General features: G+C 72.9%; 22 protein-coding genes and 1 pseudogene. 13 read left to right on the top strand and 10 right to left on the bottom strand.

Features of this window, described 5'->3' with window-relative positions; genetic code table 11:
- The first annotated feature begins 163 nt into the window (after nucleotides 1–163).
- The gene (locus OG852_RS33925) at nucleotides 164–1,333 is read left to right on the top strand and encodes a steroid 3-ketoacyl-CoA thiolase (RefSeq protein WP_330349927.1); all 1,170 of its coding nucleotides are present in this window, start codon (nucleotides 164–166) and stop codon (nucleotides 1,331–1,333) included.
- 92 nt (nucleotides 1,334–1,425) lie between these two features.
- Here OG852_RS33925 and OG852_RS33920 read toward each other — a convergent pair whose 3' ends face one another.
- From OG852_RS33920 to OG852_RS33910, 3 genes are all read right to left on the bottom strand, one after another.
- Nucleotides 1,426–1,716, bottom strand: a complete 291-nt coding sequence (locus OG852_RS33920; protein WP_330349926.1) for a barstar family protein — start codon at nucleotides 1,714–1,716, stop codon at nucleotides 1,426–1,428.
- Nucleotide 1,717: 1 nt separating this feature from the next.
- On the bottom strand, nucleotides 1,718–1,870 hold the full coding sequence (locus OG852_RS33915) for a hypothetical protein (RefSeq protein WP_330349925.1): 153 nt from the start codon (nucleotides 1,868–1,870) through the stop codon (nucleotides 1,718–1,720).
- Nucleotides 1,871–2,178: 308 nt separating this feature from the next.
- On the bottom strand, nucleotides 2,179–4,230 hold the full coding sequence (locus OG852_RS33910; protein ID WP_330349924.1) for a bifunctional glycosyltransferase 87/phosphatase PAP2 family protein: 2,052 nt from the start codon (nucleotides 4,228–4,230) through the stop codon (nucleotides 2,179–2,181).
- A gap of 352 nt (nucleotides 4,231–4,582) precedes the next feature.
- Between OG852_RS33910 and OG852_RS33905 the strand changes: the two genes are divergently transcribed.
- The gene (locus OG852_RS33905) at nucleotides 4,583–6,742 is read left to right on the top strand and encodes a DUF2330 domain-containing protein (RefSeq protein ID WP_330351542.1); all 2,160 of its coding nucleotides are present in this window, start codon (nucleotides 4,583–4,585) and stop codon (nucleotides 6,740–6,742) included.
- Between the two features lie 118 nt (nucleotides 6,743–6,860).
- Nucleotides 6,861–7,532 carry an O-methyltransferase gene (locus tag OG852_RS33900; RefSeq protein WP_330349923.1) on the top strand — a complete coding sequence of 224 codons (672 nt, stop codon included), beginning with the start codon at nucleotides 6,861–6,863 and terminating at the stop codon, nucleotides 7,530–7,532.
- A 34-nt stretch (nucleotides 7,533–7,566) separates the two neighbouring features.
- Here the strand turns inward: OG852_RS33900 and OG852_RS33895 are convergent, their stop codons facing one another.
- Nucleotides 7,567–7,959, bottom strand: coding sequence for a hypothetical protein (locus tag OG852_RS33895; RefSeq protein ID WP_133909798.1), 393 nt, complete (start codon nucleotides 7,957–7,959; stop codon nucleotides 7,567–7,569).
- A gap of 124 nt (nucleotides 7,960–8,083) precedes the next feature.
- Here OG852_RS33895 and OG852_RS33890 point away from each other — a divergent pair, with 124 nt between their 5' ends.
- A complete protein-coding gene (locus OG852_RS33890) occupies nucleotides 8,084–8,530 on the top strand; it encodes a J-domain-containing protein (protein WP_133909797.1) in 447 nt (148 codons plus the stop codon).
- Here OG852_RS33890 and OG852_RS33885 read toward each other — a convergent pair.
- Together OG852_RS33885 and OG852_RS33880 are read right to left on the bottom strand one after the other, a co-directional pair.
- On the bottom strand, nucleotides 8,519–9,166 hold the full coding sequence (locus OG852_RS33885; RefSeq protein WP_330349922.1) for a hypothetical protein: 648 nt from the start codon (nucleotides 9,164–9,166) through the stop codon (nucleotides 8,519–8,521). The genes OG852_RS33890 and OG852_RS33885 overlap by 12 nt on opposite strands.
- A 6-nt stretch (nucleotides 9,167–9,172) precedes the next feature.
- A complete protein-coding gene (locus OG852_RS33880; RefSeq protein ID WP_133909796.1) occupies nucleotides 9,173–9,868 on the bottom strand; it encodes a hypothetical protein in 696 nt (231 codons plus the stop codon).
- A 183-nt stretch (nucleotides 9,869–10,051) separates the two neighbouring features.
- On the opposite strand from OG852_RS33880, the gene OG852_RS33875 reads away from it, so the two are divergent.
- The gene (locus OG852_RS33875) at nucleotides 10,052–10,684 is read left to right on the top strand and encodes a dihydrofolate reductase family protein (RefSeq protein WP_133909795.1); all 633 of its coding nucleotides are present in this window, start codon (nucleotides 10,052–10,054) and stop codon (nucleotides 10,682–10,684) included.
- A 4-nt stretch (nucleotides 10,685–10,688) separates the two neighbouring features.
- Nucleotides 10,689–11,180, top strand: coding sequence for a GNAT family N-acetyltransferase (locus OG852_RS33870; protein WP_133909794.1), 492 nt, complete (start codon nucleotides 10,689–10,691; stop codon nucleotides 11,178–11,180).
- Here OG852_RS33870 and OG852_RS33865 read toward each other — a convergent pair.
- Entirely contained in the window at nucleotides 11,173–13,212 is a 2,040-nt protein-coding gene (locus OG852_RS33865) for an MDR family MFS transporter (RefSeq protein ID WP_133909793.1), read from the bottom strand. The genes OG852_RS33870 and OG852_RS33865 overlap by 8 nt on opposite strands.
- A gap of 173 nt (nucleotides 13,213–13,385) precedes the next feature.
- Here OG852_RS33865 and OG852_RS33860 point away from each other — a divergent pair.
- Nucleotides 13,386–13,631: pseudogene (locus tag OG852_RS33860) on the top strand (peptidoglycan-binding domain-containing protein); the annotation flags it as partial.
- 372 nt (nucleotides 13,632–14,003) lie between these two features.
- On the top strand, nucleotides 14,004–15,086 hold the full coding sequence (locus tag OG852_RS33855) for a peptidoglycan-binding domain-containing protein (RefSeq protein ID WP_208117029.1): 1,083 nt from the start codon (nucleotides 14,004–14,006) through the stop codon (nucleotides 15,084–15,086).
- 40 nt (nucleotides 15,087–15,126) lie between these two features.
- On the opposite strand, the gene OG852_RS33850 is transcribed toward OG852_RS33855, so the two are convergent.
- On the bottom strand, nucleotides 15,127–15,780 hold the full coding sequence (locus tag OG852_RS33850; protein ID WP_133909792.1) for an HAD family hydrolase: 654 nt from the start codon (nucleotides 15,778–15,780) through the stop codon (nucleotides 15,127–15,129).
- Between the two features lie 244 nt (nucleotides 15,781–16,024).
- Nucleotides 16,025–16,606, bottom strand: coding sequence for a TMEM165/GDT1 family protein (locus OG852_RS33845; RefSeq protein WP_330349921.1), 582 nt, complete (start codon nucleotides 16,604–16,606; stop codon nucleotides 16,025–16,027).
- A gap of 386 nt (nucleotides 16,607–16,992) precedes the next feature.
- Between OG852_RS33845 and OG852_RS33840 the strand changes: the two genes are divergently transcribed.
- The 5 genes from OG852_RS33840 to OG852_RS33820 all read left to right on the top strand — a co-directional run bounded on the left by OG852_RS33840 (nucleotide 16,993) and on the right by OG852_RS33820 (nucleotide 22,785).
- Nucleotides 16,993–17,637, top strand: a complete 645-nt coding sequence (locus tag OG852_RS33840; protein ID WP_330349920.1) for an HNH endonuclease family protein — start codon at nucleotides 16,993–16,995, stop codon at nucleotides 17,635–17,637.
- A gap of 96 nt (nucleotides 17,638–17,733) precedes the next feature.
- A complete protein-coding gene (locus tag OG852_RS33835) occupies nucleotides 17,734–19,365 on the top strand; it encodes an alkaline phosphatase D family protein (RefSeq protein WP_330349919.1) in 1,632 nt (543 codons plus the stop codon).
- 143 nt (nucleotides 19,366–19,508) lie between these two features.
- Nucleotides 19,509–21,425, top strand: a complete 1,917-nt coding sequence (locus OG852_RS33830; protein ID WP_443064590.1) for an FAD/NAD(P)-binding protein — start codon at nucleotides 19,509–19,511, stop codon at nucleotides 21,423–21,425.
- A 111-nt stretch (nucleotides 21,426–21,536) separates the two neighbouring features.
- Nucleotides 21,537–21,992 (top strand): DoxX family protein, encoded by a 456-nt coding sequence (locus OG852_RS33825; protein WP_133909788.1) that lies wholly within the window; start codon nucleotides 21,537–21,539, stop codon nucleotides 21,990–21,992.
- A gap of 181 nt (nucleotides 21,993–22,173) precedes the next feature.
- A complete protein-coding gene (locus OG852_RS33820; protein WP_330349918.1) occupies nucleotides 22,174–22,785 on the top strand; it encodes a DedA family protein in 612 nt (203 codons plus the stop codon).
- A gap of 45 nt (nucleotides 22,786–22,830) precedes the next feature.
- Here the strand turns inward: OG852_RS33820 and OG852_RS33815 are convergent, their stop codons facing one another.
- Nucleotides 22,831–23,058 (bottom strand): DUF2277 domain-containing protein, encoded by a 228-nt coding sequence (locus OG852_RS33815; protein ID WP_133909787.1) that lies wholly within the window; start codon nucleotides 23,056–23,058, stop codon nucleotides 22,831–22,833.
- Nucleotides 23,059–23,102: the final 44 nt, after the last annotated feature.

Below are 23,102 nucleotides of genomic sequence, written 5' to 3'. Positions count from 1 at the left end.
AGCCAGAGGGCAGCTTTTCTGACGGTTCATCAGAAATAGATTGCCGCGACGGTAGTTCAGACCACTGAAGGCTGCAAGACCCTTGCGGTGACGCACATCACGTCCGCAGACTGCTCGGAAGAACTAGAACACGTACTAGTTCCTCGGAGGAGGATCCGCACCCATGGCCGCCGAACCCGTGATCGTGGAAGCAGTCCGCACACCCATCGGCAAGCGCGGCGGCGCGCTGGCCAACCTTCACCCCGCCTACCTCCTGGGCGAGACCTACCGCGAACTCCTCGGCCGCACCGGCATCCCCGCCGACGCGGTCGAACAGATCGTCGGCGGCACGGTGACCCACGCCGGCGAACAGTCCATGAACCCGGCCCGCACGGCCTGGCTGACGATGGGCCTTCCCTACGAGACCCCGGCGACGACGGTCGACTGCCAGTGCGGCTCCTCACAGCAGGCGTCGCACATGACGGCGAACATGATCGCGGCGGGAGTCATCGACGTCGGTATCTCGTGCGGCGTGGAGGCGATGTCCCGGGTCCCGCTCGGCTCGGGCTCGAAGCACGGCCCGGGAAAGCCGTTCCCGGAGGAGTGGAACGTAGACCTGCCGAACCAGTTCGAGGCGGCGGAGCGCATCGCGCGCAACCGGGGCCTGACGCGGGAGGACGTCGACCGGCTCGGCCTGCTGTCGCAGCAACGCGCCGCTGTGGCCTGGTCGGAGGAACGCTTCAAGAAGGAGACGTTCGCGGTCCAGGTCCCCACGACGGAGGAGGAACAGGCGGCGGGCCAGGGCATGTGGCGCCTGGTCGACCGGGACGAGGGCCTGCGGGACACGACGGCGGAGGCACTGGCGGGCCTCAAACCCATCATGCCGACGGCCGTCCACACCGCCGGCAACTCCTCCCAGATCAGCGATGGAGCGGCGGCCATCATGTGGGCGTCGAAACGGATGGCGAGGGCCCTCAAACTGAAGCCGAGGGCCCGCATCATCGCCCAGACCCTGGTCGGCGCGGACCCGCACTTCCACCTGGACGGGCCCATCGACGCAACGCGAGCGGTCCTCGGCAAGGCGGGCATGTCCCTCAAGGACATCGACCTGATCGAGATCAACGAGGCCTTCGCGTCAGTGGTGTTGTCCTGGGCGAAGGTCTTCGACCAGAGCCTCGACAAGGTCAACGTCAACGGCGGCGCGATCGCCCTCGGTCACCCCGTCGGATCGACGGGCGCCCGCCTGATCACCACGGCCCTCCACGAACTGGAGCGCACGGACAAGGAGTTCGCGCTCATCACCATGTGCGCGGGGGGTGCGCTGGCGACGGGGACGATCATTCAGCGGCTGTAGTCCGGGCGAGAAGGGCCGAGAACACGGCGGGCTCGATCACGACGACCGGGCCCGCCGGGTCCTTGAAGCCGCCGGGGGCGACGAACACCTTTCTACGCGAACGTCACCGAGAAACGATCGCCGAAGCCGTACGAGTCGTCCTGCGCCTGAACTCGCAGCAGGAGGGCGCGAATCCTCTCGAACGTCTCCTCACCGAGGGCCGCTCTGCTCGCCGACGAGTTCTTCCACACGATGTCGACCGGCCGCTCCACATCCGTCGACAACCGATCCCAGAGGGCGCTCGGATTGGCCCCGTAGTAGGGGCCGAAATCCAGGGCGTGCGACAGGAATCGGTGAAGGTCACCCTCGGACCGAATGCTCGCGCCGTCGATGAAGACCTTCACGTCACTCCCCGCAATCGAGCTGATCGTCGATCTGATCCGTCGTCATGGGGCCGTCGCCCGCCCAGTATTCGCCCGGCCCCAACGTCGCCTGCTCGATCGTCCGGACCGTGAAGACGCCGTCGCGGCCGTCGCCCGTCGGGTCCTCGTGGGCCACGCCGATGTGGGGCGGGACAAAGGACGCGGCCGGGTGGGCGGCGTGGTGGGCGAAGCCCTCTCCCGTCCAGAGAGTGCCAAGAGAGTCGCCTTCCGGGCGGATGCCCAGGGACGGGGGGATCGGGTCGGAGGGGGGAAGCGGGTGCAGCCGGTGCCGGTGAGCGCGGCGAGCGCGAGGAGCAGGGGCCATGCAGAGGCGATGCGTCGCGTCGATGTCATGCGGCCGTCCCCCTCGGTCGTCCCACTCCCCTCTGCAGCATGCCCCACCGGCCCGCTCCGGGGAGCGGGCCGGGTGCCGACGGTTCGGTCTCAGCCGCTCGGGGTCGGCTCCTTCGTCGCCGGGACCGGGTCCGTGCGTTCCGGGAGTTTCACCGAGCGGGCGCGGGGGCCCATCAGGGCGTACGAGAGGCCGAAGCCCGCCAGGACGACGACCGCGCCGCCCGCCGCGTCCAGGACCCAGTGATTGCCCGTCGCGACGATCGCGGAGACCGTGAAGAAGGGGTGGAGGAGTCCGAGGGCCTTCATCCACCACCGCGGGGCGACGATCGCGATGACCAGGCCGCACCACAGGGACCAGCCGAAGTGGAGGGACGGCATCGCCGCGTACTGGTTGGTCAGGGCGGTGAGGGTGCCGTAGTCGGGCTTGGAGAAGTCCTGGACGCCGTGGACCGTGTCGATGATGTTGAGGGCCGGCATCAGGCGGGGCGGGGCCAGGGGGTAGAGCCAGAAGCCGACCAGCGCGAGGAGGGTCGCGAAGCCCAGGGAGGAGCGGGCCCAGCGGTAGTCGACCGGGCGGCGCCAGTACAGGACCGCGAGGACCGTCAGCGGGACCACGAAGTGGAACGACTCGTAGTAGAAGTCGAAGAAGTCGCGGAGCCATTCGACGCCGACGACCCAGTGGTTGACCGTGTGCTCGATGTCGATGTGCAGGAAGCGTTCGAGGTCGAGGATCTCCTGGCCGTGGGCCTCCGCGCGGACGCGGCCGGCCGAGTTCGAGCCTCCCGTCGCGGCGAGGCGGACCTGCTGGTACGCCGCGTAGGTGACGCGGATGAGGAGCAGTTCCAGGAGGAGGTTCGGGCGGGTCAGGACGCGTCGCAGGAACGGCAGCAGGGGGACGTGGCGCAGGCGGGCGGGGACCGGCTCCGCGTACTCCGTGGGGATCGGGGCGTGGTAGTGGGGGGAGGTGCGCGGGAGGAACGGGACGACCGTCGCCGCGGCGATGGCCGCCAGCAGGACGGCGTTGTCCCGCAGCGGGTACAGCGCCGGCATGTTCGGCAGCATCATCTTCGCCGGGAGGGTCATGACGAGGACGACGGCGACCGGCCAGACGTAACGGTCCGAGGCGCGTCTGCCGACCCGGCCGACCACCGCCAGCAGGACCCACAGGAGCTGGTGCTGCCAGGTCGTCGGGGAGACCGCGATCGCCGCGCAGCCGGTGAGGGCCACGGCGAGGAGGAGCTGGCCGTCCCGGGCGTAGCGGACCGCCCGGCGCACACCGAGGACGGCGACGGCCGCGCCGACCGCCAGGAACAGGCCGATCTCCAGCGGGCCGGTGAGCCCGAGGCGCAGCAGGGCGCCGTGCAGGGACTGGTTGGCGAGGGCGTCCGCCTTGCCTCCGAGGCCGACCCCCGCCATGTGGTGCACCCAGTAGGTGTACGAGTCGTGCGGCATCGCCGCCCAGGCGAGCGCGGTGACTCCGGCGAACGTCGCGCCGGTCGCGGCGGCGGCACGGCGGCGGCCGGTGAACCACAGCAGCGCGGCGAAGAGCAGGACCGTGGGCTGCAGGGCGGCGGCCAGGCCGATCAGCGCGCCGCCCGCCTTCTGGCCCCGGACGACGAAACAGCCGAGCAGCACCAGCAGCACCGGGATGATGCTGGTCTGGCCGAGCCAGAGGGTGTTGCGCACCGGCAGCGACAGCATGAGCAGGCTGATCGCGACGGGTGCGGCGAGCAGGGACGTCCGTCTGCTCACCGGCTGGGGCAGGGCGCGCGCGACCACCAGGCCGAGGGCGACGACCAGGAGCAGGGTGCCGAACGTCCAGCCCCAGCCGAGGGCCTGTTCCGCCGCCCGGGTGAGGGGCTTGAGGACGAGTCCGCCGAACGGGGTGCCGGTGAAGCGCGTGGAGTCGTAGAGCGATCCGTTGACGTGCAGCACGCCGTCCGGTCCCACCCAGGTCTCCAGGTCCGTCAGCCGTTCCCCGCGCGGGGTGCCGAGGACCACGGCCACCTGGCGTACGGCGAGGACCGCCGCGAGCAGCCAGAGGCCGAGACGGGCCGCGCGCAGTCGTGCCGCCCTCGTCGTGCCGACCGCGGTCGACCCGAAGGCCTCCGCCGGTCGCCCGCTGTGCTCCGCATTCGCCACGCCTCGTCGGCCTCCCGCCCCGTCCTGCCACGTGTCCGTTACGTGGGTGTTCCCTGGACGAACCCTATGTGGCTCGCACCGCCCCCGGAGAGAGACGCAGGCCATCCCGGCTTCACCTGACGTCGGCCCTCCTTTTGTCCGGAAGACGATAGTGCGCCGGGGGTGAGGTTGCCTCCGCAGGGCGCGATGTGGGTCACAGCACGGCCGGAACCGGCACTTCCCACGAACGGAACGCCCGCTTCAGCCGTACCGTCGTACGCCCGTACGCCCGTACGACACCGAGGGCAGCGGGACGGCTGCGGGACGTGAACGAGCGGACAGGGACGAGCAGGTACCACAAAGCGTGGCGAAGATGGACAGCGACGGGCAAGGACCGGCATCGGCGGACGACGACTTCGACGACGGACGACGGACGACGGACGACGGCGAGAGACGACGACGGACCACGGAGGGGCTGCGGCACATGGGCGGCTTGGTCGGCACGATCGGTTCACCGAGAGGGCGCGCGAGACGGCGGCTGGCGCGCCGGGACGCCGGGGCGCGGGCGTACGCGCGGGTCGTGGCCGTCCTCCTGGCGCTGCTGGCGCTCCAGCTCGGGTCGCTCGTCGCACCGGCGTACGCCTGCGCCTGCGGTGCCCTGGTCCCGGGCGACGGACGGCAGCTCACGGTCGGCCGGGAGGTGTCCGTCGTGCGCTGGGACGGCGAGCGGGAACAGATCATCATGAGCCTGCGGGTCGGCGGCGACGCCGAACGGGCCGCCTGGATCATGCCGGTCCCGCGGCGGGCGACGGTCGAGCTCGGCGACGCGGAACTCTTCGACCAGCTGGCCTCCGCCACCGCCCCCGTCGAGCGCACCCGCACCCACTTCTGGCCGCAGGACGGCGACTGGCCGCTGACCACGGGGGACGGCGGTCGCAGAGGTCCGCCGCTTCCGCCGCGCGGCGACGCCGAGGTGGGCGTGGTCGGGCGCGAGCGGCTCGGGCCGTTCGACGTGACCCGGCTCACCGCCACCGATCCGGCCGCCCTCGACGACTGGCTGAGCTCCCACGACTTCTCCTTGCCGCCCCGCCTCGCGACCGCCCTCAAGCCGTACGTCGAACGGCGGTGGGAGTACGTCGCCGTCAAGCTGGCCCCGCAGACCGCCGGGAGCTTCCTGGCCGGCGAGCTCCAGCCGCTGCACCTCACCTTCGCCGCCGACGCCCCCGTCTACCCGATGCGGCTGTCCCGGCTCGCGACCACCCCGCAGTCGCTGGGCCTGTACGTCCTCGCCGCGCACCGCATGGAACCGGCGGCCCGGATCGGCGGCGAGCGGCCCCGCGTCACCTTCGCGGGCCGCGTCGGCGGCTCCACCGGCGGTCCGCTGGGGGAGCTGGCGAAGGGCACGCCGTTCCTGACGGCTGTCGCCCAGGACTTCCCGCGCCCCTCGGCGATCTCCGGGGACCACGTGCTGCGGCGGGCGCCCGCCGACACCGCGTTCCGCCAGGTGATCTACGAGGACCGGCTGCTCAGGGTGCTCGGCATACCGGCCTGGCTGCTGACGGTGATCGGCGGCCTCACCGTCACCGTCACGGCATCCGTCACCCTCGCCCTCCGCAAGCGCCGCTCCGACCGAGGGCCCCAGCCGGGCCCACGCCACGCCTCGGGCCACCCGTCGGCGCCACCGGCGGTGCCACCGGCAGGGACCACGGCGGAGATGCCGACAGGCCGACCGGCAGGAACCACGGCAGAGACACCGACAGGCCGACCGACGGGGGCTACGGCAGAGACACCGACGAGCCGACCGGCGGGGACTACGGCGGAGACACCGACGGGCGGACCGGCGGAGACTGCGAGCGGTACGTCGGCAGGGGCTCCGGGCGGGGCCCCGGCAGGGGCTCCGGGGCGGTCCGCCCCCGCGGTCCCCCCGAAACCCACCGCACGTCCCACCGCCCCCGGTGTCCCTCCGGCACCGGCGACACGCCCCATCGCCCCCGGTGCCCCTCCGGCACCGGCGACACGCCCCATGACACCCGATGTCCCCCCGATGCCGACCGCTCGCCCGGCCGGGGCGGTCGTGCCGCCGGAACCGGTCGCACGCCCCGTCGGCGGCGGCTTACCTCCGAGGCCGACCACACGTCCGCGTCCTGCCGGAGCGGACGTACCGCCCCGCCCCACCGCAGACGCCGTACCACCGGTACCACCCGTACCGCCCATGCCGCCCATGCCGCCCACGCCTCCTCGGCCGCAGCCGACCCAGTCGGCGGCGCGGCACGCACGGTCCGCGCAACGGCCCCACCGAGCACGTCCGGCCGAGCGGCAGTCCCCGCAAGCCCCACAGGCCGCGCACGCCCCACAGGCCCCGCACGCCGAACAGGCCCGGAAAGCACCCCCACCCCCACCGCACCCGCCCACTCCCACGCCCACGCCCCCCGACGCCCCTCCGCGCCCTCCCCGTCCGCCCTTCGCGCCGCCGCGCGCCCCCGCGTCGCCGAAGCCCTTCACTCTCCCCGTGACTCCTCGGCCGAACGGGTGAAATCGCGGGACGGGGAACCTCGGAGGGCCCTCGGGCGGGGAACCCGCGCACGGCGGGGTCCGTTGACAGGAGTGGTTAGCCTTTCTAACCAGTCGCAGGCACACGGGAGGCAGAGCGCATGAGCGAGTCGCAGGTCTGGGAGGCCGTCGACGCCTACTTCACGGCCCACCTCGCCCCGGACGACGAGGTGACCGCGGCCGCTTTGCGCGACAGCGAGGCCGCCGGGCTCCCCAGGATCAACGTCACCGCGAACCAGGGCAAGCTGCTGAAGCTGCTGGCCGAGATCCAGGGCGCGCGGACGATCCTGGAGATCGGCACACTCGGCGGGTACAGCACGATCTGGCTGGCCCGCGCCCTCCCCGCCGACGGCCGCCTGATCTCGCTGGAGTACGACCCCCGGCACGCGGAGGTCGCCGTCCGCAACATCGCCCGCGCGGGCCTCGACAAGCTGGTGGAGGTACGGGTCGGCGCGGCCCTGGAGTCGCTGCCCCGGCTGGCCGACGAGAACCCGCCCCCGTTCGACCTGGTCTTCATCGACGCCGACAAGGGCAACAACCCCCACTACCTGGAGTGGGCGCTCAGACTCACCAGCACGGGCAGTCTGATCGTCGTCGACAACGTCGTACGGAGCGGGCGGGTGCTCGACGCGGGCAGCACGGACGGGGACGTCCGGGGCACCCGCGCCGCCATCGAACTGATCGGCTCCCACCCCCGGCTGACCGGGACGGCGGTCCAGACGGTGGGGGCGAAGGGCTACGACGGTTTCGCGCTGGCCCGCGTCCTGGCGTAGCCCACGACGGCCGGCGAGGGCTTACGTCTCGGGATCACATCTCGTGGTAGAAGCCCACGTTGACGCTGCGCGGGCCGGTGCGGTCGACGACGACGATCTCGCCGGAGCCGCCGCGCGGCAGCGGTACGGTGCCGCCGTAGGCGATCTGCTGGGCGTACTCACCGACGAGCAGCCGGACTTCGGACGACGGCTCGTCCTGCGAGCCGCGCAGCCAGGAGACCTGCCAGGTGCCCTCGGGGCCGCACAGGAACTCCAGGTGCACCCGGGAGACGAACAGCCAGTCCTCGGGCGTCACGAGACGGCACACGGACTTGTCCCGGCCCACCCGCAGCACGGCGCCCGGGTCACTGGGCGCGTCGGCCATGAGCATGCCGGCCGTGGCGCCCTCTTCCGTCCCGGAGACGGTAGCCATGGTGAGTTCGAGCACGTGCGCTCCTTCGTGAAGCCGTGAATCGACGGCTGTGTGGCGACTGGAAAAGCGGCTGAACAGTGTTTGCACAGCGGCGGCATGATAAATCGCCCGGGCCGGTCACGTCCGGCACAATGGAGGCATGACCGAGCGAAAGCCACCGGGTGTCCCGTTCGAGTCCTGGGTCGACAAGCAGATCCGTGACGCCGAGCGGCGTGGGGAGTTCGACCAACTGCCGGGGGCGGGGAAGCCGTTGCCGCCGGGCACCGACAGCTCGTACGACGAACTCTGGTGGATCAAGGGCAAGATGGCCCGTGAGGGGCTCTCGGTCCTGCCTCCGTCGCTCGCCCTGCGCAAGGAGGCGGAGGACGCCCTCGCGGCGGCGTACGCCGCACCCTCGGAGCGTATCGTCCGGAAGATCGTCACGGACGTCAACGTCAAGCTCCGCGACATGATGTTCAAGCCGCCGCCCGGCCCCCCGCTGGGCATGAAACCGTACGACGTGGAAGCGGTCGTACGGGAGTGGCGGGAGCGCCGGGCGGCGGCGGATGGGCCCCGAGGGGCCGCGGGCGACGGGTCACACGTGTAGCAGCCGCTCCGCCAGTTCGCGGTAGTCGCGCAGGGCCAGCCGGAGCTGCTCGGTGTCGGGGGCGGTCGCCGCGCTGTCCTGCCGCGCGGGCTGCCAGGAGCCGCGCAGAGTGCGGCGGTGCCGGTTCACGGCGTCGGTGAAGCGTTCGGTGAGTTCCTCGAGGACGTGGTCGGCCTCCGCCACGGCGTCCCGGGGGCCGTCCACGAAGCCGACGACGGCGCGCTGCATCCGCGAGGAGAGCTCGTCGCACGTCTCGTCCTCCAGCAGCGGCGACGCGTGCGTCGGTGACCCGTGCGTCGGCGATCCCTGTCCGCCACCCTCGGCGCCGGCGCCCGCCACGGCGTCCGCGCCGCGCTCGCGCCCGGTGGTGGGCCGGGGGCCGGACCCGCCTCCCCCGGCCGCGAGACCGGACGCGCCGGCCACGCCCTGCCCCTCCGTCGTACCCGCGCCGCGGCGGCCCGCCGCGCCCACGACCGGTCCCGCCGCGCTCCGGCGCGTGTCGGCGGTGTCCTCGCGCTCGTCGCCGCCGGTCTCCGTCCCGGCGTCCGCGGCGGCCCGGGAGCGCGCGTCCGCCTGGGCCTTCTCCATGGGTGTGAGGGGCCGACGGTTCTCCGAGTCCTGGGTCGTGTCACGCATCGCGCCTCACCCTTCCTTCGTCTGGTGGCGGTGGAAGCCCCACGGCCGGTGGGAGGAGCCGTCGGGTGTCCTGCGGTGCTGGGCGCGGGGGTGGGCCGAATCCCGCTGGGAAGAGCCCACCAGGTCGTCGAAGAGGGCGCGGGCCTCGAGCATCGCGGCGCGCATGTCCTCCGTACCGGGTGCCGAGCTGCGCCGTTCACCGCTCGCGACCCCCGGGTCCGCCTCGCCCCCGACACCGGCCCGGACCCCCGCCACCCGGTGCACGCGCCGGTAGCCGTGCGCATGGCGGGCGTGGTGGACGGTGAGCGCGGCGAGCTGTTCCTCGTAGCGGGTGCCGTCCGGGTAGCCGCGGGCTCCGGCCACCTCGGCGAGGAGCCGGTCGGCCTCGGCGACCGCCTCCCCCGGGGAGTCGACGAACCGCTCCTGCGCGGCCGTCCAGCGCTGCTCGAACCGCTCGCGCTCCGCGGGCTCCAGCGGCCGCTCGCGCAGCCCGCCGTGCCGCTCCACGAGCCCGCCGAGTTCCCGCTCGGCCGCCTCGACGTCCCCGTCGTGCCGGGCCACGGCCCGGTCGTACTCGGGCCCGAAGCGCTGCTTCAGGCTCCGTGCGCCGTGCGCGCCGCGGGCCCGCACGGACAGGATCGCCGCCACGGCGACGATGGCCGCCGCGGCCACGATCAAAGCGATGATCACGCCTGTGGACATGGTTGCCTTCCGGTGTGTCGGCCCCACGGGCCGGTTCCCGTCCCGGGTTGCCCGCCGGCCCCCGCCCAAACGGGTTCCGAACCCGGCCACGCCCATGTGTCGATCCGGCGGTCCGTCGTTCGACGCAGGAGTGTGAAGAGCAGAGAACGACAAGGGACGAGGATCGCGAGCGAGGAGGTCGTCATGGGTGAGGTCGTCGCACGGCTGGCCATGTCGCTGGACGGGTACGTCGCAGGGCCGCGGTCCGGGCCCGAGCACCCCCTGGGCATCGGCGGGGAGCGGCTGCACGCGTGGGTCTACGGGCTGCGGACGTTCCGGCGGATGCAGGGGATGGAGGGCGGGGCGGGCGGGCCCGTCGACGAGCTGCTCGCGGCGTGGACCGAGCGGCTGGGCGCGGTCGTCATGGGCCACGGCATGTTCGTCAGCGGGGAGATCCCCTGGGGCGACGAACCGCCCTTCCACTCGCCGGTGTACGTCGTCACGCACCACCCGCGCGCCTCGGTCGTGAAGAAGGGCGGGACCACCTACCACTTCGTGACCGAGGGCCCCGAGCGCGCCCTGGAGCTGGCCCGGGAGGCCGCCGGGGACAAGGACGTCTCGCTCGCGGGCGGTGCGGACCTGGTGCAGCAGTTCATCCGGGCCGGGTGGCTGGACGAGCTGCTGCTGCATGTGGTGCCGGTGCTCGCGTGCGGTGGGCGGCGGCTGTTCGAGGGGCTCGGGGAGCGGCACATCGAGTGGGAGAAGACCGAGGTGCTGGACTCGCCGGGCGTCACGCATATCCGGTTGCGCGCCCCGCACACCGTCTCCGCAGAATGAGCGGATGACCTGGACCATCGCCCCGGAACCCGCCGGTTCGGCCGTCGCCGCCGCCCTGTGGCGGGAGTACTACACCGAGGTCAGCGACCGCTGGTACCTGCTGCACGAGGGCCGCCGCACCGACCCGGACGAGCTGGAGCGGGAGATCGCCGCCCGGACCTGGGAGGCGCTGACCCCGCCCGGCGGCCGGCTGCTCGTCGGGCGGTACGACGGTGAGCCGGGCGGCTGTGCGGGCGTGCTGCTCCTGGACGCGGCGACCGCCGAGCTCAAGCGGGTGTTCGTACGACGGGAGGTGCGCGGGAAGGGCGGCGCGCCGCTGCTGGTGGGGGCCGCCGAGGACGCCGCCCGTGCGCTCGGGGCCACGCGGATGATCCTGGACACGCGCAGCGACCTGGTCGAGGCGCGCGCCCTGTACGCGCGGCTGGGCTACACGGAGACCGGGCGGCACAACGACGACCCGTACGCCGAGCACTGGTTCACCAAGCGGCTCAGCTGATCCCGGGCTCCGGCCGCCCCGCGCGCGGTTGTTCGCGGTCGGAGCCGCACAGTTCGTCGTTGAGTTCCCGGACGAGCTGGACGAGGTCGGTGGGCCGGTCGGGGCCCCACCAGTCGCCGAGGAGTTCCGCCAGCGACTCCTCCCGTACCCGTGCCAGGTCCTCGGCGACCTCGCGGCCCCGCGGGGTGAGCACGAGGTCCAGTCCCTGGCGTACGGCGAGCCGGCGTTCCTCGATCTGGCGGGCCGCCTCGATGACCACCGGGAGCGGGACGGTGGTGCGCTCGGCGAGCATGCCCGGCTCGACGCTGCCGTACCGCTTGATCCGCAGCAGCAGCCAGCTCGCCGCCGGGAGGAGGTCGTGGCCGGCGCGGGCGGTGATCGTGCGGTAGACCTCGCGGCGGCCCTCGCGGGTGCCGAGGACGGACAGCGCCCGGCACACCTCGTCGTACGAGGACCGTTCGACGGGGTTGCTGGCGAGGGTCTCGGTCACGTCGGGCGCGGTGACCGAGCCGCGCAGCGGGTCCTCCCTCAGGAACCAGGCGAGGACGAAACCGAGGACGGCGACGGGGGCGGCGTACAGGAAGACGTCGGTGATGGCGGACGCGTACGCGTGCACGGCCTGCGGCTGGAGGGAGGAGGGCAGGTCGGCGATGTCGCGCGGGTCGGACTCCAGGGCGTGCACCGAGAGTCCGGAGGGCAGGTCGGTGCCCCGGAAGGCGTCGGTGAGCTTGTCGCCGAGGCGGCCGGCGAAGACCGTGCCGAAGACGGCCACGCCGAAGGACGCGCCGATGGAGCGGAAGAAGGTGGCGCCGGAGGTGGCGACGCCGAGGTCCTCGTAGGCGACGGCGTTCTGCACGATGAGGACGAGGACCTGCATGACCAGGCCGAGGCCCAGGCCGAAGACGAAGAAGAAGAAGCTCATCTCGGTGGTGGAGCTGTTCTCGTCGAGCTGGTGCAGCAGGAGCAGGCCGAGGGCGGTGACGGCGGTGCCGGTGACGGGGAAGACCTTCCATCGGCCGGTGCGGCTGACGATCTGTCCGGAGCCGGTGGACGACAGCAGCATGCCGGCCACCATCGGCAGCATGTGCACTCCGGACATGGTCGGGGAGACGCCCTGCACGACCTGGAGGAAGGTCGGCAGATAGGTCATCGCGCCGAACATCGCGAAGCCCACGATGAAGCTGATGACGGCGGAGAGCGTGAAGGTGCGGATGCGGAACAGCTTGAGGGGGAGGACCGGTTCGGCGGCCCGCTGTTCCACGGCGACGAACGCCACGGCGAGGACGACGCCGAGGACCGCGAGTCCGACGATCTGCGGCGAGTCCCAGTCCCAGGTGGTGCCGCCGAGGGAGGCGACCAGCACCAGGCAGGTGGCGACGGAGGCGATGAGGAGGGTGCCGAGGTAGTCGATGACGTGCCGGGTCCCCCTGCGGGGGATGCGCAGGACGGTGGCGATGACGGCGAGGGCGACGACACCGACGGGCAGGTTGACGTAGAACACCCAGCGCCAGCTCAGATGCTCGGTGAACAGGCCGCCGAGCAGGGGGCCGAGGACGCTGGTGGTCCCGAACACCGCGCCGAACAGGCCCTGGTAGCGGCCGCGGTCGCGGGGCGGGACGATGTCGCCGACGATCGCCATCGACAGCACCATCAACCCGCCGCCGCCCAGCCCCTGGACCGCTCGGAAGGCGATCAACTGGGGCATGTTTTGCGCCATTCCGCAGAGCGCCGAACCGATGAGGAAGAGCACGATCGCGGTCTGGAAGAGCTTCTTGCGGCCGTACTGGTCGCCGAGTTTGCCCCAGAGGGGGGTCGCGGCCGTCGACGCGAGCAGATACGCGGTGACGACCCAGCTCAGATGCTCAAGACCGCCCAGGTCGCTGACGATCGTGGGCAGGGCCGTCGACACGATCGTCTGGTCCAGGGCGGCGAGGAGCATGCCGAGCAGCAGGGCGCCGATGGAGACGAGGACGTTTCCGGACACGTGTTCCGCACGTGGATCCGCGGTCCTGCTGTGCGCGTCCAACGCCATGGATACCTCCTGGGGCTCACGTGCCACTGTCCATCGTCATCGGTGTGACCGGTTATGGCCTCCCGAGTTCCCACGCGTCCTGCGGGACACCGAGGGAAATCCCCACGGAATAAGGCATTCCGGGGCTCGGCGAGTCGGCCGTGTGGAGGATCTGCATAAACTCTGGAGTTCTCATGGGGAGGGACGAACAGGTGAGCGAACGGACGGGGCGGCAGGGGCGAACGGGGCCGCCGCAGGGGCACCCGTGCCCGCAGTGCGGGGCGCTGCGCGCACCCGACAACACCCCGTCCTGCACCTGCGCCCGGCGCGCGTCCGACGCCCTCCGCGACACCCGCACGGCAGAGGCGGCCGCCGCGGAGGACTTCGATCCGCTCCGCATACGCCCCTACGTCGAACTCGACGGCCCCGGAGACCCCCAGCCACCGACCGGTGGCGCGCCAGGAAACACGAGCCCACCGAACGAAGCCCGGCCGAGCGACCGAGAGGGCGGCCCGGGGGCCGGCGGGAGCCGCGGGGCCGACGGGGGCTCGGGGATCAGCGGGGGGTCGCGGGACGGCGCGGGCCCGGGGGCCGGTGCGGGCCGAGGGGCCGGTGCGGGCCGAGGGGCCGGTGCGGACCGAGGGGCCGGTGCGGACCGAGGGGCCGGTGCGGGCGCGGCAAGCGGCGCGGGCTGGGGAGCCGACGCGGGCTCCGCAGGAGGTCAGGGCGCGAGTGGCTTCGCGAGTGGAGGAGCCGGTCCGCGTTCGGGCTCCGCGGGGAACGCCGTCGACGCGACCATGCCCTTGCGGGCGGTGCGTGCCGCCGACGAGACGATGCAGCTCCAGCGGGTCCCCTCAGGTACCGCGGACGAGACGCGGCCGTTCCAGCCGGGCAGGCCGGGCGCCGCGGACGGCGCACGACCGCTCCGGCACCACGTCCCGCCGGGTGCCGCGGACGAGACGCGGCCGCTCCAGCGAGTCCTGCCCGGTGCGGCGGACGGGATCGGGGCGTTCCCGCCGGGCGAGCCGGGGGGCGCGGACGGGACCCGGCCGTTCCCGCACGTCCCGTCGGGTGCGGCGGACGGCACACGACCGTTCCCGCACGTCCCGTCGGATGCGGCGGACGGCACACGACCGTTCCCGCACGTCCCGTCGGGCGGTTCGGGCGGGGCCGGGCCGTTTCAGCCGGTCGTCCCGGGCGTCGAGACCGGTGGCAGTGATCTGAGTCTGTTCGGGGGGCCGGATGGGGGCCGGGGTATCCAGCCCGACGACGTGGAGCCGCCCCGTGGTCGACGGCGGCGGGCTCTGGTGATCGCGGCCGCCGGTGCCGCCGTGGCGGTGGTGGCCGCGGCCGGCTTCGCGAGCGGGCTGTTCAGCTACGAGAAGCCGACACGCGACAAGGCCGCCCCCGAGGACGTACGGGCCGCCGTGCCCGACACCTCGACCAGCGCCGCCTCCGCGTCCACGGCGAGCGAGTCCACCTCCTCCTCCCCCTCCAGCGCCGCCCCGACCCCCTCGGAGAGCGCGAACCCCTCGCCGACCGCGGCGGAGTCGAGCGCCCCGCCGTCGTCCTCGCCCTCCGCCACCCCGAGCACGACCGTCCCCACGGCCCGTGCCACCGGGACCATCGGTGCCGAGAACCAGGCCGACGACAGCCGGCAGACCATCTCCGCGCCCGTCCTGCGCCTGGGCGACAAGGGCGAGGAGGTCACCGAACTCCAGCTCCGCCTGCACCAGTTGTTCCTGTACAACAGCGAAGCCGACGGCACCTTCACCAGCGAGGTGGAAACCGCCCTGCGCAACTACCAGTGGTCCCGCGGCATCCAGGAGGACGAGCCGGGGGTGTACGGGGCGGCGACGAGGGCGAGCCTGGAGGCGGAGACCAAGGAGCCGTAGAACACGCCACCGGTCCCGGCCCCGCCCCTGGCCGGCGACCTCACCCCACGTGCAGCAGCAGCCCGTCCCCCGCCGCCTCCACCCGCACGCCCCGCAGATCCCGCACCACCGCATCCGGACCGTGCGCCCCGGCCCGCGCCCCGACCCCCACGACCCGCATCCCGGCGGCCCGCCCCGCCTCGATCCCCGCCCCGGAGTCCTCGAACACCACGCACTCCTGCGGCGCGATGCCCAGCTCCGCCGCGCCCTTCAGGAAACCCTCGGGATCCGGCTTGCTCGCCCCCACCGACTCCGCGGTGATCCGCACCTCGGGCAGCGGCAGCCCCGCCGCCCCCATTCGTGCCGTGGACAGCGGTACGTCCGCCGAGGTCACCAGCGCGTGCGGCACACCCTGCGCGAGCAGCGAGGCGAGGAACTCCGGCGCCCCCGGCACCGGCACGACACCGTCCAGGTCGGCGGTCTCCTCCGCCAGCATCCGCGCGTTGTCCGCGAGGTTCTGCTCCATCGGCCGGCCGGGCAGCAGCACGGCCATCGAGGCGTACCCCTGGCGCCCGTGAACGACCTTCATCACCTCGTCGCCGTCCAGCCCGTGCCGTTCGGCCCAGCGCCGCCAGATCCGCTCGACGACCGCGTCGGAGTTCACGAGGGTGCCGTCCATGTCGAGCAGGAGGGCACGGGCGGACAGGACCGGCATGAGCGGCTCCCCACACAGGACGTACGGAACACAGTGACGTGCGGGACACAGTGACGTACGGGACACAGGACCTACGGAGACGCAGGACCTACGGACGAGACAAGGCGGCCCCGCCCGCCGGTCAGGGAAAACGGGCGGGAGCCACTTTGTTCCTCCACGGTACAAAACAATCGGCACCCACCGCCACCCGCCCCGGAAAGCGTTCACCGAGTGTTCAGCTCACCCCACCCCCAGGACGCCGGCCTCAGCCCGCGACCGCCTCCCACAGGCTCCACACGCCGAGCGCGAGCATCAGCAGCGCGGCGATCTGTGTGATCAGCTTCAGCGGCACCCGCTTCATCAGCGCCTTTCCACCGACGATCCCGAGGCCGGCGACCGCCCACAGCGCCAGCACCGCGCCGAGGCCGACGGAGAGCGGATCGTCGTACCGCGCGGCGAGGTTGGCCGTCATGATCTGGGTCAGATCACCGAACTCCGCGACCAGGATCAGCATGAATCCGGCGCCCGCGACCTTCCAGAAGGACTGGTTCTCCGGCCGCCGGAACTCCTCTTCGTCCTCGTCCCTCTTGAAGAGCAGCATGGCCGCGCCCCCGAGGAACAGCACGCCCGTCAGCGCGTGCAGGATCCGCGAGGGCAGGAGCGTCAGGACGCTCCCGGCCGCCACGGCGAGCGCGACGTGCAGCGCGAAGGCGGCGGCGACGCCCGCGAAGACGTAGGAGGCGCGGTAGCGGGTGCCGAGGACGAGGCCGGCGAGCGCGGTCTTGTCCGGCAGCTCGGCCAGGAAGACGACGCCGAAGACGACCGCCATGACGGTGAAGCTGATCAAGGTTCCTCAATCGGTCGGGGCCGCCCCGCCGAGAGTCCGCACTTGAGAACGTAAGACACCTCGGCACGGCAGCACACGGCATCCGTGCCGAACGACACGGATGTGCACTGCTTGCCGAAGGTCTCGCTGGCGGGCCCGGGAGAACGGGCCTGCCTCCGGGCGCCGGCTCAGACGAGCTGAGCAGTATGTCGACGGTCCGGCGAAGAGCTACTCCCCTTCTGCTCCCCCAGTGTACGAGAAACCGAGAGAGATCGTTTCGCCGTAAACCTTGTCGTGTCATGTACGCGTCACTAACTTCTTACCCGACGCACACCTCCCCGCAACGCGGCACGGCGAGCATTCCAACCGCTCGCGCTCCAACGCCCTCACCCCTCAAGGGAGTTCGCATGCCCAAGTTCTACGCGCGTCGACGCCTGAGCATACTCGCGGTGCTCACCGGACTCATAGCCTCCGTCGCACTGTTCAACTCCCCGACCGCCTCCGCCGCCCTTCCCACCCCGGTCAGCGCGGCCACCGCCCGCACCTACCTCGCCTCGCTCACCGTGGCCACCGAGAACCGCACCGGCTACTACCGCGACCTGTTCCCGACGTGGATCACCATCAGCGGCACCTGCAACACGCGCGAGTACATCCTCAAGCGGGACGGTACGAACGTCGTCACCAACTCCGCCTGCACCGCCACCAGCGGCTCCTGGTACTCCCCGTACGACGGCGCCACCTGGACCGCCGCCTCCGACCTCGACATCGACCACCTGGTGCCGCTCGCCGAGGCCTGGGACTCCGGCGCCAGCGCCTGGACCACCGCCCAGCGCCAGGCGTTCGCCAACGACATCACCCGCCCGCAGCTCCTCGCCGTCACCGACAACGTGAACCAGTCGAAGAGCGACCAGGACCCGGCCGAGTGGATGCCGTCCCTCACCTCCTACCGCTGCACCTACGTCCGCGCCTGGGTGCAGGTGAAGTACTACTACGGCCTCTCCGTCGACTCGGCCGAGAAGTCCGCGCTCACCAGCTACCTCGCCGGCTGCTGACCGGCCGGGGGCGGAACCGCCACTGGTGGGCGCCGGACTCTCCCCACACTCCTCCGCCGCTGCGTACCGTACGGGGCGACGGAGGAGAGTGATCTCGTGGCCGGACTGCGCCTGGGCCCCCTGCTGAGATACGCCGACGCCTCGTCCGCGACCGTCTGGGTCGAGGCGAGCCGTCCGTGCGCCGCCGAGGTGCGCTGCGCGGACGGCGCCGGCGGCACGGCCCGCACCTTCCAGGTGGCGGGCCATCACTACGCCCTGGTCCCGGTGACCGGTCTGACACCGGGGACGGCCACGGCGTACGAGGTGCTCCTCGACGGCCGGCCCGTGTGGCCGCCGCCCGGCTCCCCCTTCCCGCCCTCCGTCATCCGCGCCCCCGCCGACGGCGACGAGGTCCGGGTCACCTTCGGCTCCTGCCGCTGGTCGGCGCCCCCGGCGGACACGGAGGACCCGGTCGGCCCCGACGCCCTGGACAGCCTGGCCGCCCGCCTCGCCGCCGACCCGCGGGCCGAGCGGCCGGACGTCCTCCTCCTGCTGGGCGACCAGGTGTACGCCGACGAGGTCTCCGACGCCGTGAAGGAGCGCATACGGGCCCGCCGGGGCCTCACGGACGCGCCCGGCGCCGAGGTCGCCGACTTCGAGGAGTACACCTGGCTGTACTACGAGTCCTGGCTCGACCCGGAGGTGCGATGGCTGCTGTCCACCGTCCCGAGCTGCATGATCTTCGACGACCACGACGTCATCGACGACTGGAACACCTCCGCCGCCTGGCTCGCCGACATGCGGGCCACGCCCTGGTGGCGCGAGCGGCTGCTGAGCGGGCTGATGTCGTACTGGGTCCACCAGCACCTGGGGAACCTCTCCCCCGCCGAACTGGCCGCCGACCCGCTCTACACCGCCGTACGCGCCACCCCCGACGCCACCGACGTCCTGCGCGCCTTCGCCTGCCGCGCCGACGCCGAGCCCGCGTCCGTGCGCTGGAGCTACCGGCGGGACTTCGGGCGGGTGCGGCTGCTGATGGTGGACACCCGGGCCGCCCGCGTCCTCGACGAGGACCGGCGCGCGATGCTCGACCCCGGGGAGCGCGCGTGGCTGCGCGACCAGGCCCTGGCGGACCGGGGCTCCTACGACCATCTCCTCATCGGCACCTCCCTGCCCTGGCTGCTGCCGCATCTGGTGCACGACGCCGAGACCTGGAACGCGGCGCTGTGCCGGGGCGAGCGGGGTGCGCGCTGGGCGCGGTTCGGGGAGCGGGTGAGGCGGGCGGCGGATCTGGAGCACTGGGCGGCCTTCCCCGGTTCCTTCGCCGCGCTGACCGAGCTGATCGCCGAGGCCGGCTCGGGGGCGGACGCGCCGGCGTCGGTGCTGGTGCTCTCGGGTGATGTGCACCACGCGTACGTGGCCGAGCCGCGCTGGCCGGACGGCGGCGGCCCGGACGCGCGGGTCCTCCAGCTGACCTGTTCGCCCGTGCACAACTCGATCCCGCTGTCGATCCGGGCCGGCTTCCGGTTCGGCTGGAGCGCGATGGCGCGGGCCCTCGGGCGGCGTTTCGCCGCGCACGGCGGCTGTCCTCGGCCGCCCGTCGGCTGGCGGAAGACGGGCGGCCCCTGGTTCGGCAACCAGCTCATGACCCTGGCCCTGCGCGGCCGTGCGGCCCGGCTGAGGCTGGAACAGGCGCGTGGGAAGGGCGCGTTGACCACGGTGGAGGAGTCCGACTTGACCTCCGGATGAGGGGCATCCAGGACAACTGGGGCCGGTGGGGCCCGCGTTGGCTTCTGTGACGGCCAACGGCATGATGAGGCGGACCGTCCGCTTCCAGCACGCCCGGCGGACGGTCCACTCCATCGCGCCCCCCACGCCCGGGAGTCCTCCCCTTGCCCTCAGTGAACGCGGAAGCGAACGCGCGGACGGTGTCCGTCGCCGTCGCCCTGGTCGGCGCCGGACCGCGCGGGACCAGCGTCCTGGAACGCCTGTGCGCGTCCGCCCCGGACCTCCTCCCGCCGGGCGTACGGCTCACCGTCCATGTCGTCGACCCCGACCCGCCGGGGCCCGGCCGGGTGTGGCGCACCGCGCAGTCGCCGGAGCTGCTGATGAACACCGTGGCCTCGCAGGTGACCCTGTTCACCGACGACAGCGTGGACTGCGCCGGCCCGATCCGGCCGGGTCCGAGCCTGCACGCGTGGGCGGGCGGCGCCCTGGGCCCGGACGAGTACCCGACCCGCGCCCATTACGGCCGCTATCTGGAGTGGGTGTTCGCGCGGACGGTGCGCGAGGCGCCGCCCTCGGTGCGGGTGGAGACCCATGCGGCCCGCGCCGTCCGCCTCGACGACGCCGCCGACGGCCGCCAGGTCCTCACCCTGGGCGACGGCCGGGTCCTGCTCGGTCTCTCCGCCGTCGTGCTGGCCCAGGGCCATCTGCCCCTGATCGCCGACGGCGCCGGGCAACGCCACACCGCCCACGCCGAGCGCCACGGCCTGCGTCATCTCCCTCCGGCCAACCCCGCCGACGTCGACCTGTCCCCCCTCGCCCCCGGTGAACCGGTCCTGCTGCGGGGGCTGGGCCTCACCTTCTTCGACCACATCGCCCTTCTGACGACGGGGCGCGGCGGCCGTTTCGTGCGCGGCGAGGAGGGGGCGGGTGTCGGCGGGCTGCGCTACCTGCCGTCCGGTCGTGAGCCCCGGCTCTACGCCGGGTCGCGGCGCGGGGTGCCGTACCAGGCGCGTGGGGACAACGCCAAGGGGCCCTACGGGCGTCACCTGCCGGCGGTGCTGACGCCGGAGGTGATCGCGGGGCTGCGTAAGCGGGCGGACTCCGGGGAGGCGCCCGATTTCCTGGCGGACATCTGGCCGCTGGTGGCGAAGGAGGTGGAGACGGTCTACTACACGGCGCTGACGGGACGGCCGGAGTTCACGGACCGGTTCCTCGGCGTGCCGCACGGGGATCCCGAGGAGGCGCGGACGCTCGACGCGTTCGGGGTGGCGCGGGCCGACCGCTGGAGCTGGGACCGGATCTCACGCCCGTACGCGGAACACCGGTTCGCGCACCCGGGGCAGTGGCGGGAGTGGCTGCTGACGTATCTGCGCCGGGACGCGGCGGAAGCGGCGCGCGGGAACGTGGCGGGCCCGCTGAAGGCGGCTCTGGACGTGTTGCGCGATCTGCGCAACGAGCTGCGGCTGATCGTCGACCACGGAGGTCTCGCCGGCGCCTCCCGCCGCGACCACCTGGACCGCTGGTACACCCCGCTCAACGCCTTCCTCTCCATCGGCCCGCCCAGCCGCCGCGTCGAGGAGCTGACGGCGCTGATCGAGGCGGGGGTGGTGGAGGTGCTCGGCCCGCGACTGGAGGTGCGCGAGGAGGACGGGGCCTGGTCGGCGCGCTCCCCGGAGGTGCCGGGCTCGGCGGTCCGGGTGACCACCCTCGTCGAGGCCCGGTTGCCGGAGCCGGATCTGCGCCGCACCGCCGACGTCCTCCTCGCCCGGCTGCTGAAGACCGGCCGCTGCCGCCCCCACACGGTCGACGGTCATGTCACCGGCGGACTGGATGTGACACCTCGCCCCTACCACCTGATAGACCGTCAGGGGCGGGCTCACACACGGCGGTTCGCCTTCGGTGTGCCCACCGAGGGAGTGCACTGGGTGACGGCGGCGGGCGCCCGTCCGGGCGTGGATTCGGTCACGCTTTCGGACGCGGACGCGATCGCGAGAGCCGTCCTACGTGCGGCGACGGCGGAGGCGGAGCCCCGGAGGGACCCCGGACCCTGGCTCAATGTTGAACTTGCAAGCATTGATTAGGTCCCCCTAACGTTGATCGCTCATTCGGTACCGCCGCCCCCACCGACGGACCCGTCCCCGGCCCCACCCGGACGGTCCGACCGCCACGACACCGAAGGAGCACCCCCCACCATGTCCGCTCGCCTCACCACCGCACAGCCCTACGCGTTAGGGCTGTTCCGCATCGTCGTCGGCCTGCTGTTCGCCTGCCACGGCGCCGCCTCCCTCTTCGGCGTCCTGGGCGGTGCCGTCGGCACGGACGGCGGCACCGTCGACACCGGCACCTGGCCCGGCTGGTACGCGGCCGTGATCCAGCTCGTCTGCGGCGTCCTGGTCCTGCTCGGCCTCGGCACCCGCGCCGCCGCGTTCCTCGCCTCGGGTTCCATGGCGTACGCCTACTTCAAGGTGCACCAGCCGGGCGCCCTGTGGCCGTTGGAGAACGGCGGCGAGGCCTCCGCGATGTTCTGCTGGGCCTTCCTGCTGCTGGTCTTCACCGGCTCCGGCGCCCTGGGCGTGGACCGGCTGATCACCAGGCGTTCGGCCGCCGAGCGCGAGCCGTCCGCGCGGCAGGCCACGGCCGCCGCCTGACCCATCGTGTTCCGGGTGCCCTCTCCGTGACCCCACGGGGAGGGCACCCCTGTTGTCGTTCACAGTCATGGGCCCGGATCCGGGAGTGAATGCGCCGTGCGAACACAAACACCCCCCGTGACCCTTCTGTCACTTCTCACGCGTACGCTGTATGGCTGTCATGGTCACGGGGGAGCGAACGGTGTTGGAGAGTGTGGGGGCCCTGCTGGGCAGCCCTTGGATCTACGCGCTGGTGGGCCTGTCGGTCCTCCTCGACGTGTTCCTGCCGGTCCTGCCGAGCGGGGTGCTGGTCATCACGGCGGCCACCGCGGCGGCCGCCGGCTCGGGCGCGGCGACCGGGCGGGTGCCGCACGAGGTGCCGGACATCCTCGCCCTGATCCTGTCCGCGACGACCGCGTCCGTCCTGGGCGACCTGGTCGCCTACCGGCTGGCCTGGCGGGGCGGTGAGCGCCTGGACCGGGCGATCTCGCGCTCCCGACGGCTGACCACCGCGCAGGAACGTCTCGGCGAGGCGCTCGCCCGGGGCGGCGGCGCCCTGGTCGTCGTGGCCCGGTTCGCCCCCGCCGGACGCTCGGTGGTCTCCCTGATCGCCGGCGCGGCCCACCGCCGCGCCCGTGACTTCCTGCCCTGGTCGGCGCTGGCCGGACTGTCGTGGACCGCGTACAGCGTGGCCCTCGGCTACTTCGGCGCCCACTGGCTGGGCGCCACCTGGCTGGCGGCGGGGGTCTCGGTGCTGGCCCTGTTCGGCGCGGGCGCGGGAGCGGCGTTCGTCATGCGGCGCCCCTCGGCCTGAGGACGTGGGCCGGCCGCGCGGGCACCGGCCCCCGCCCGTCGGGCCCTACGACGCCCGGCTCGCCGCCCCCCGCACCTCGAGGCCGCCGAGGAGTTGCGCCGTGGCCTCGGCGATCGCCTCCACGGCGTGGTCGAACACCTCCCTGTTGTGCGCGGCGGGCGCCCGGAACCCGGACACCTTCCGGACGTACTGCAGGGCGGCGGCGTGGATGTCGTCCTCGGTCGCCTGCTCGGGCAGGACGGGCGGACGCAGGGTCTTGATACTCCGGCACATGGCTCCAGTCTCCCTCTCACCGCGTGGTGACGCGCCCGTCGAGG

Source organism: Streptomyces sp. NBC_00582 (assembly GCF_036345155.1).
Classification (GTDB): Bacteria; Actinomycetota; Actinomycetes; order Streptomycetales; family Streptomycetaceae; genus Streptomyces.
This window is presented reverse-complemented; position numbering and strand designations above follow the sequence as displayed.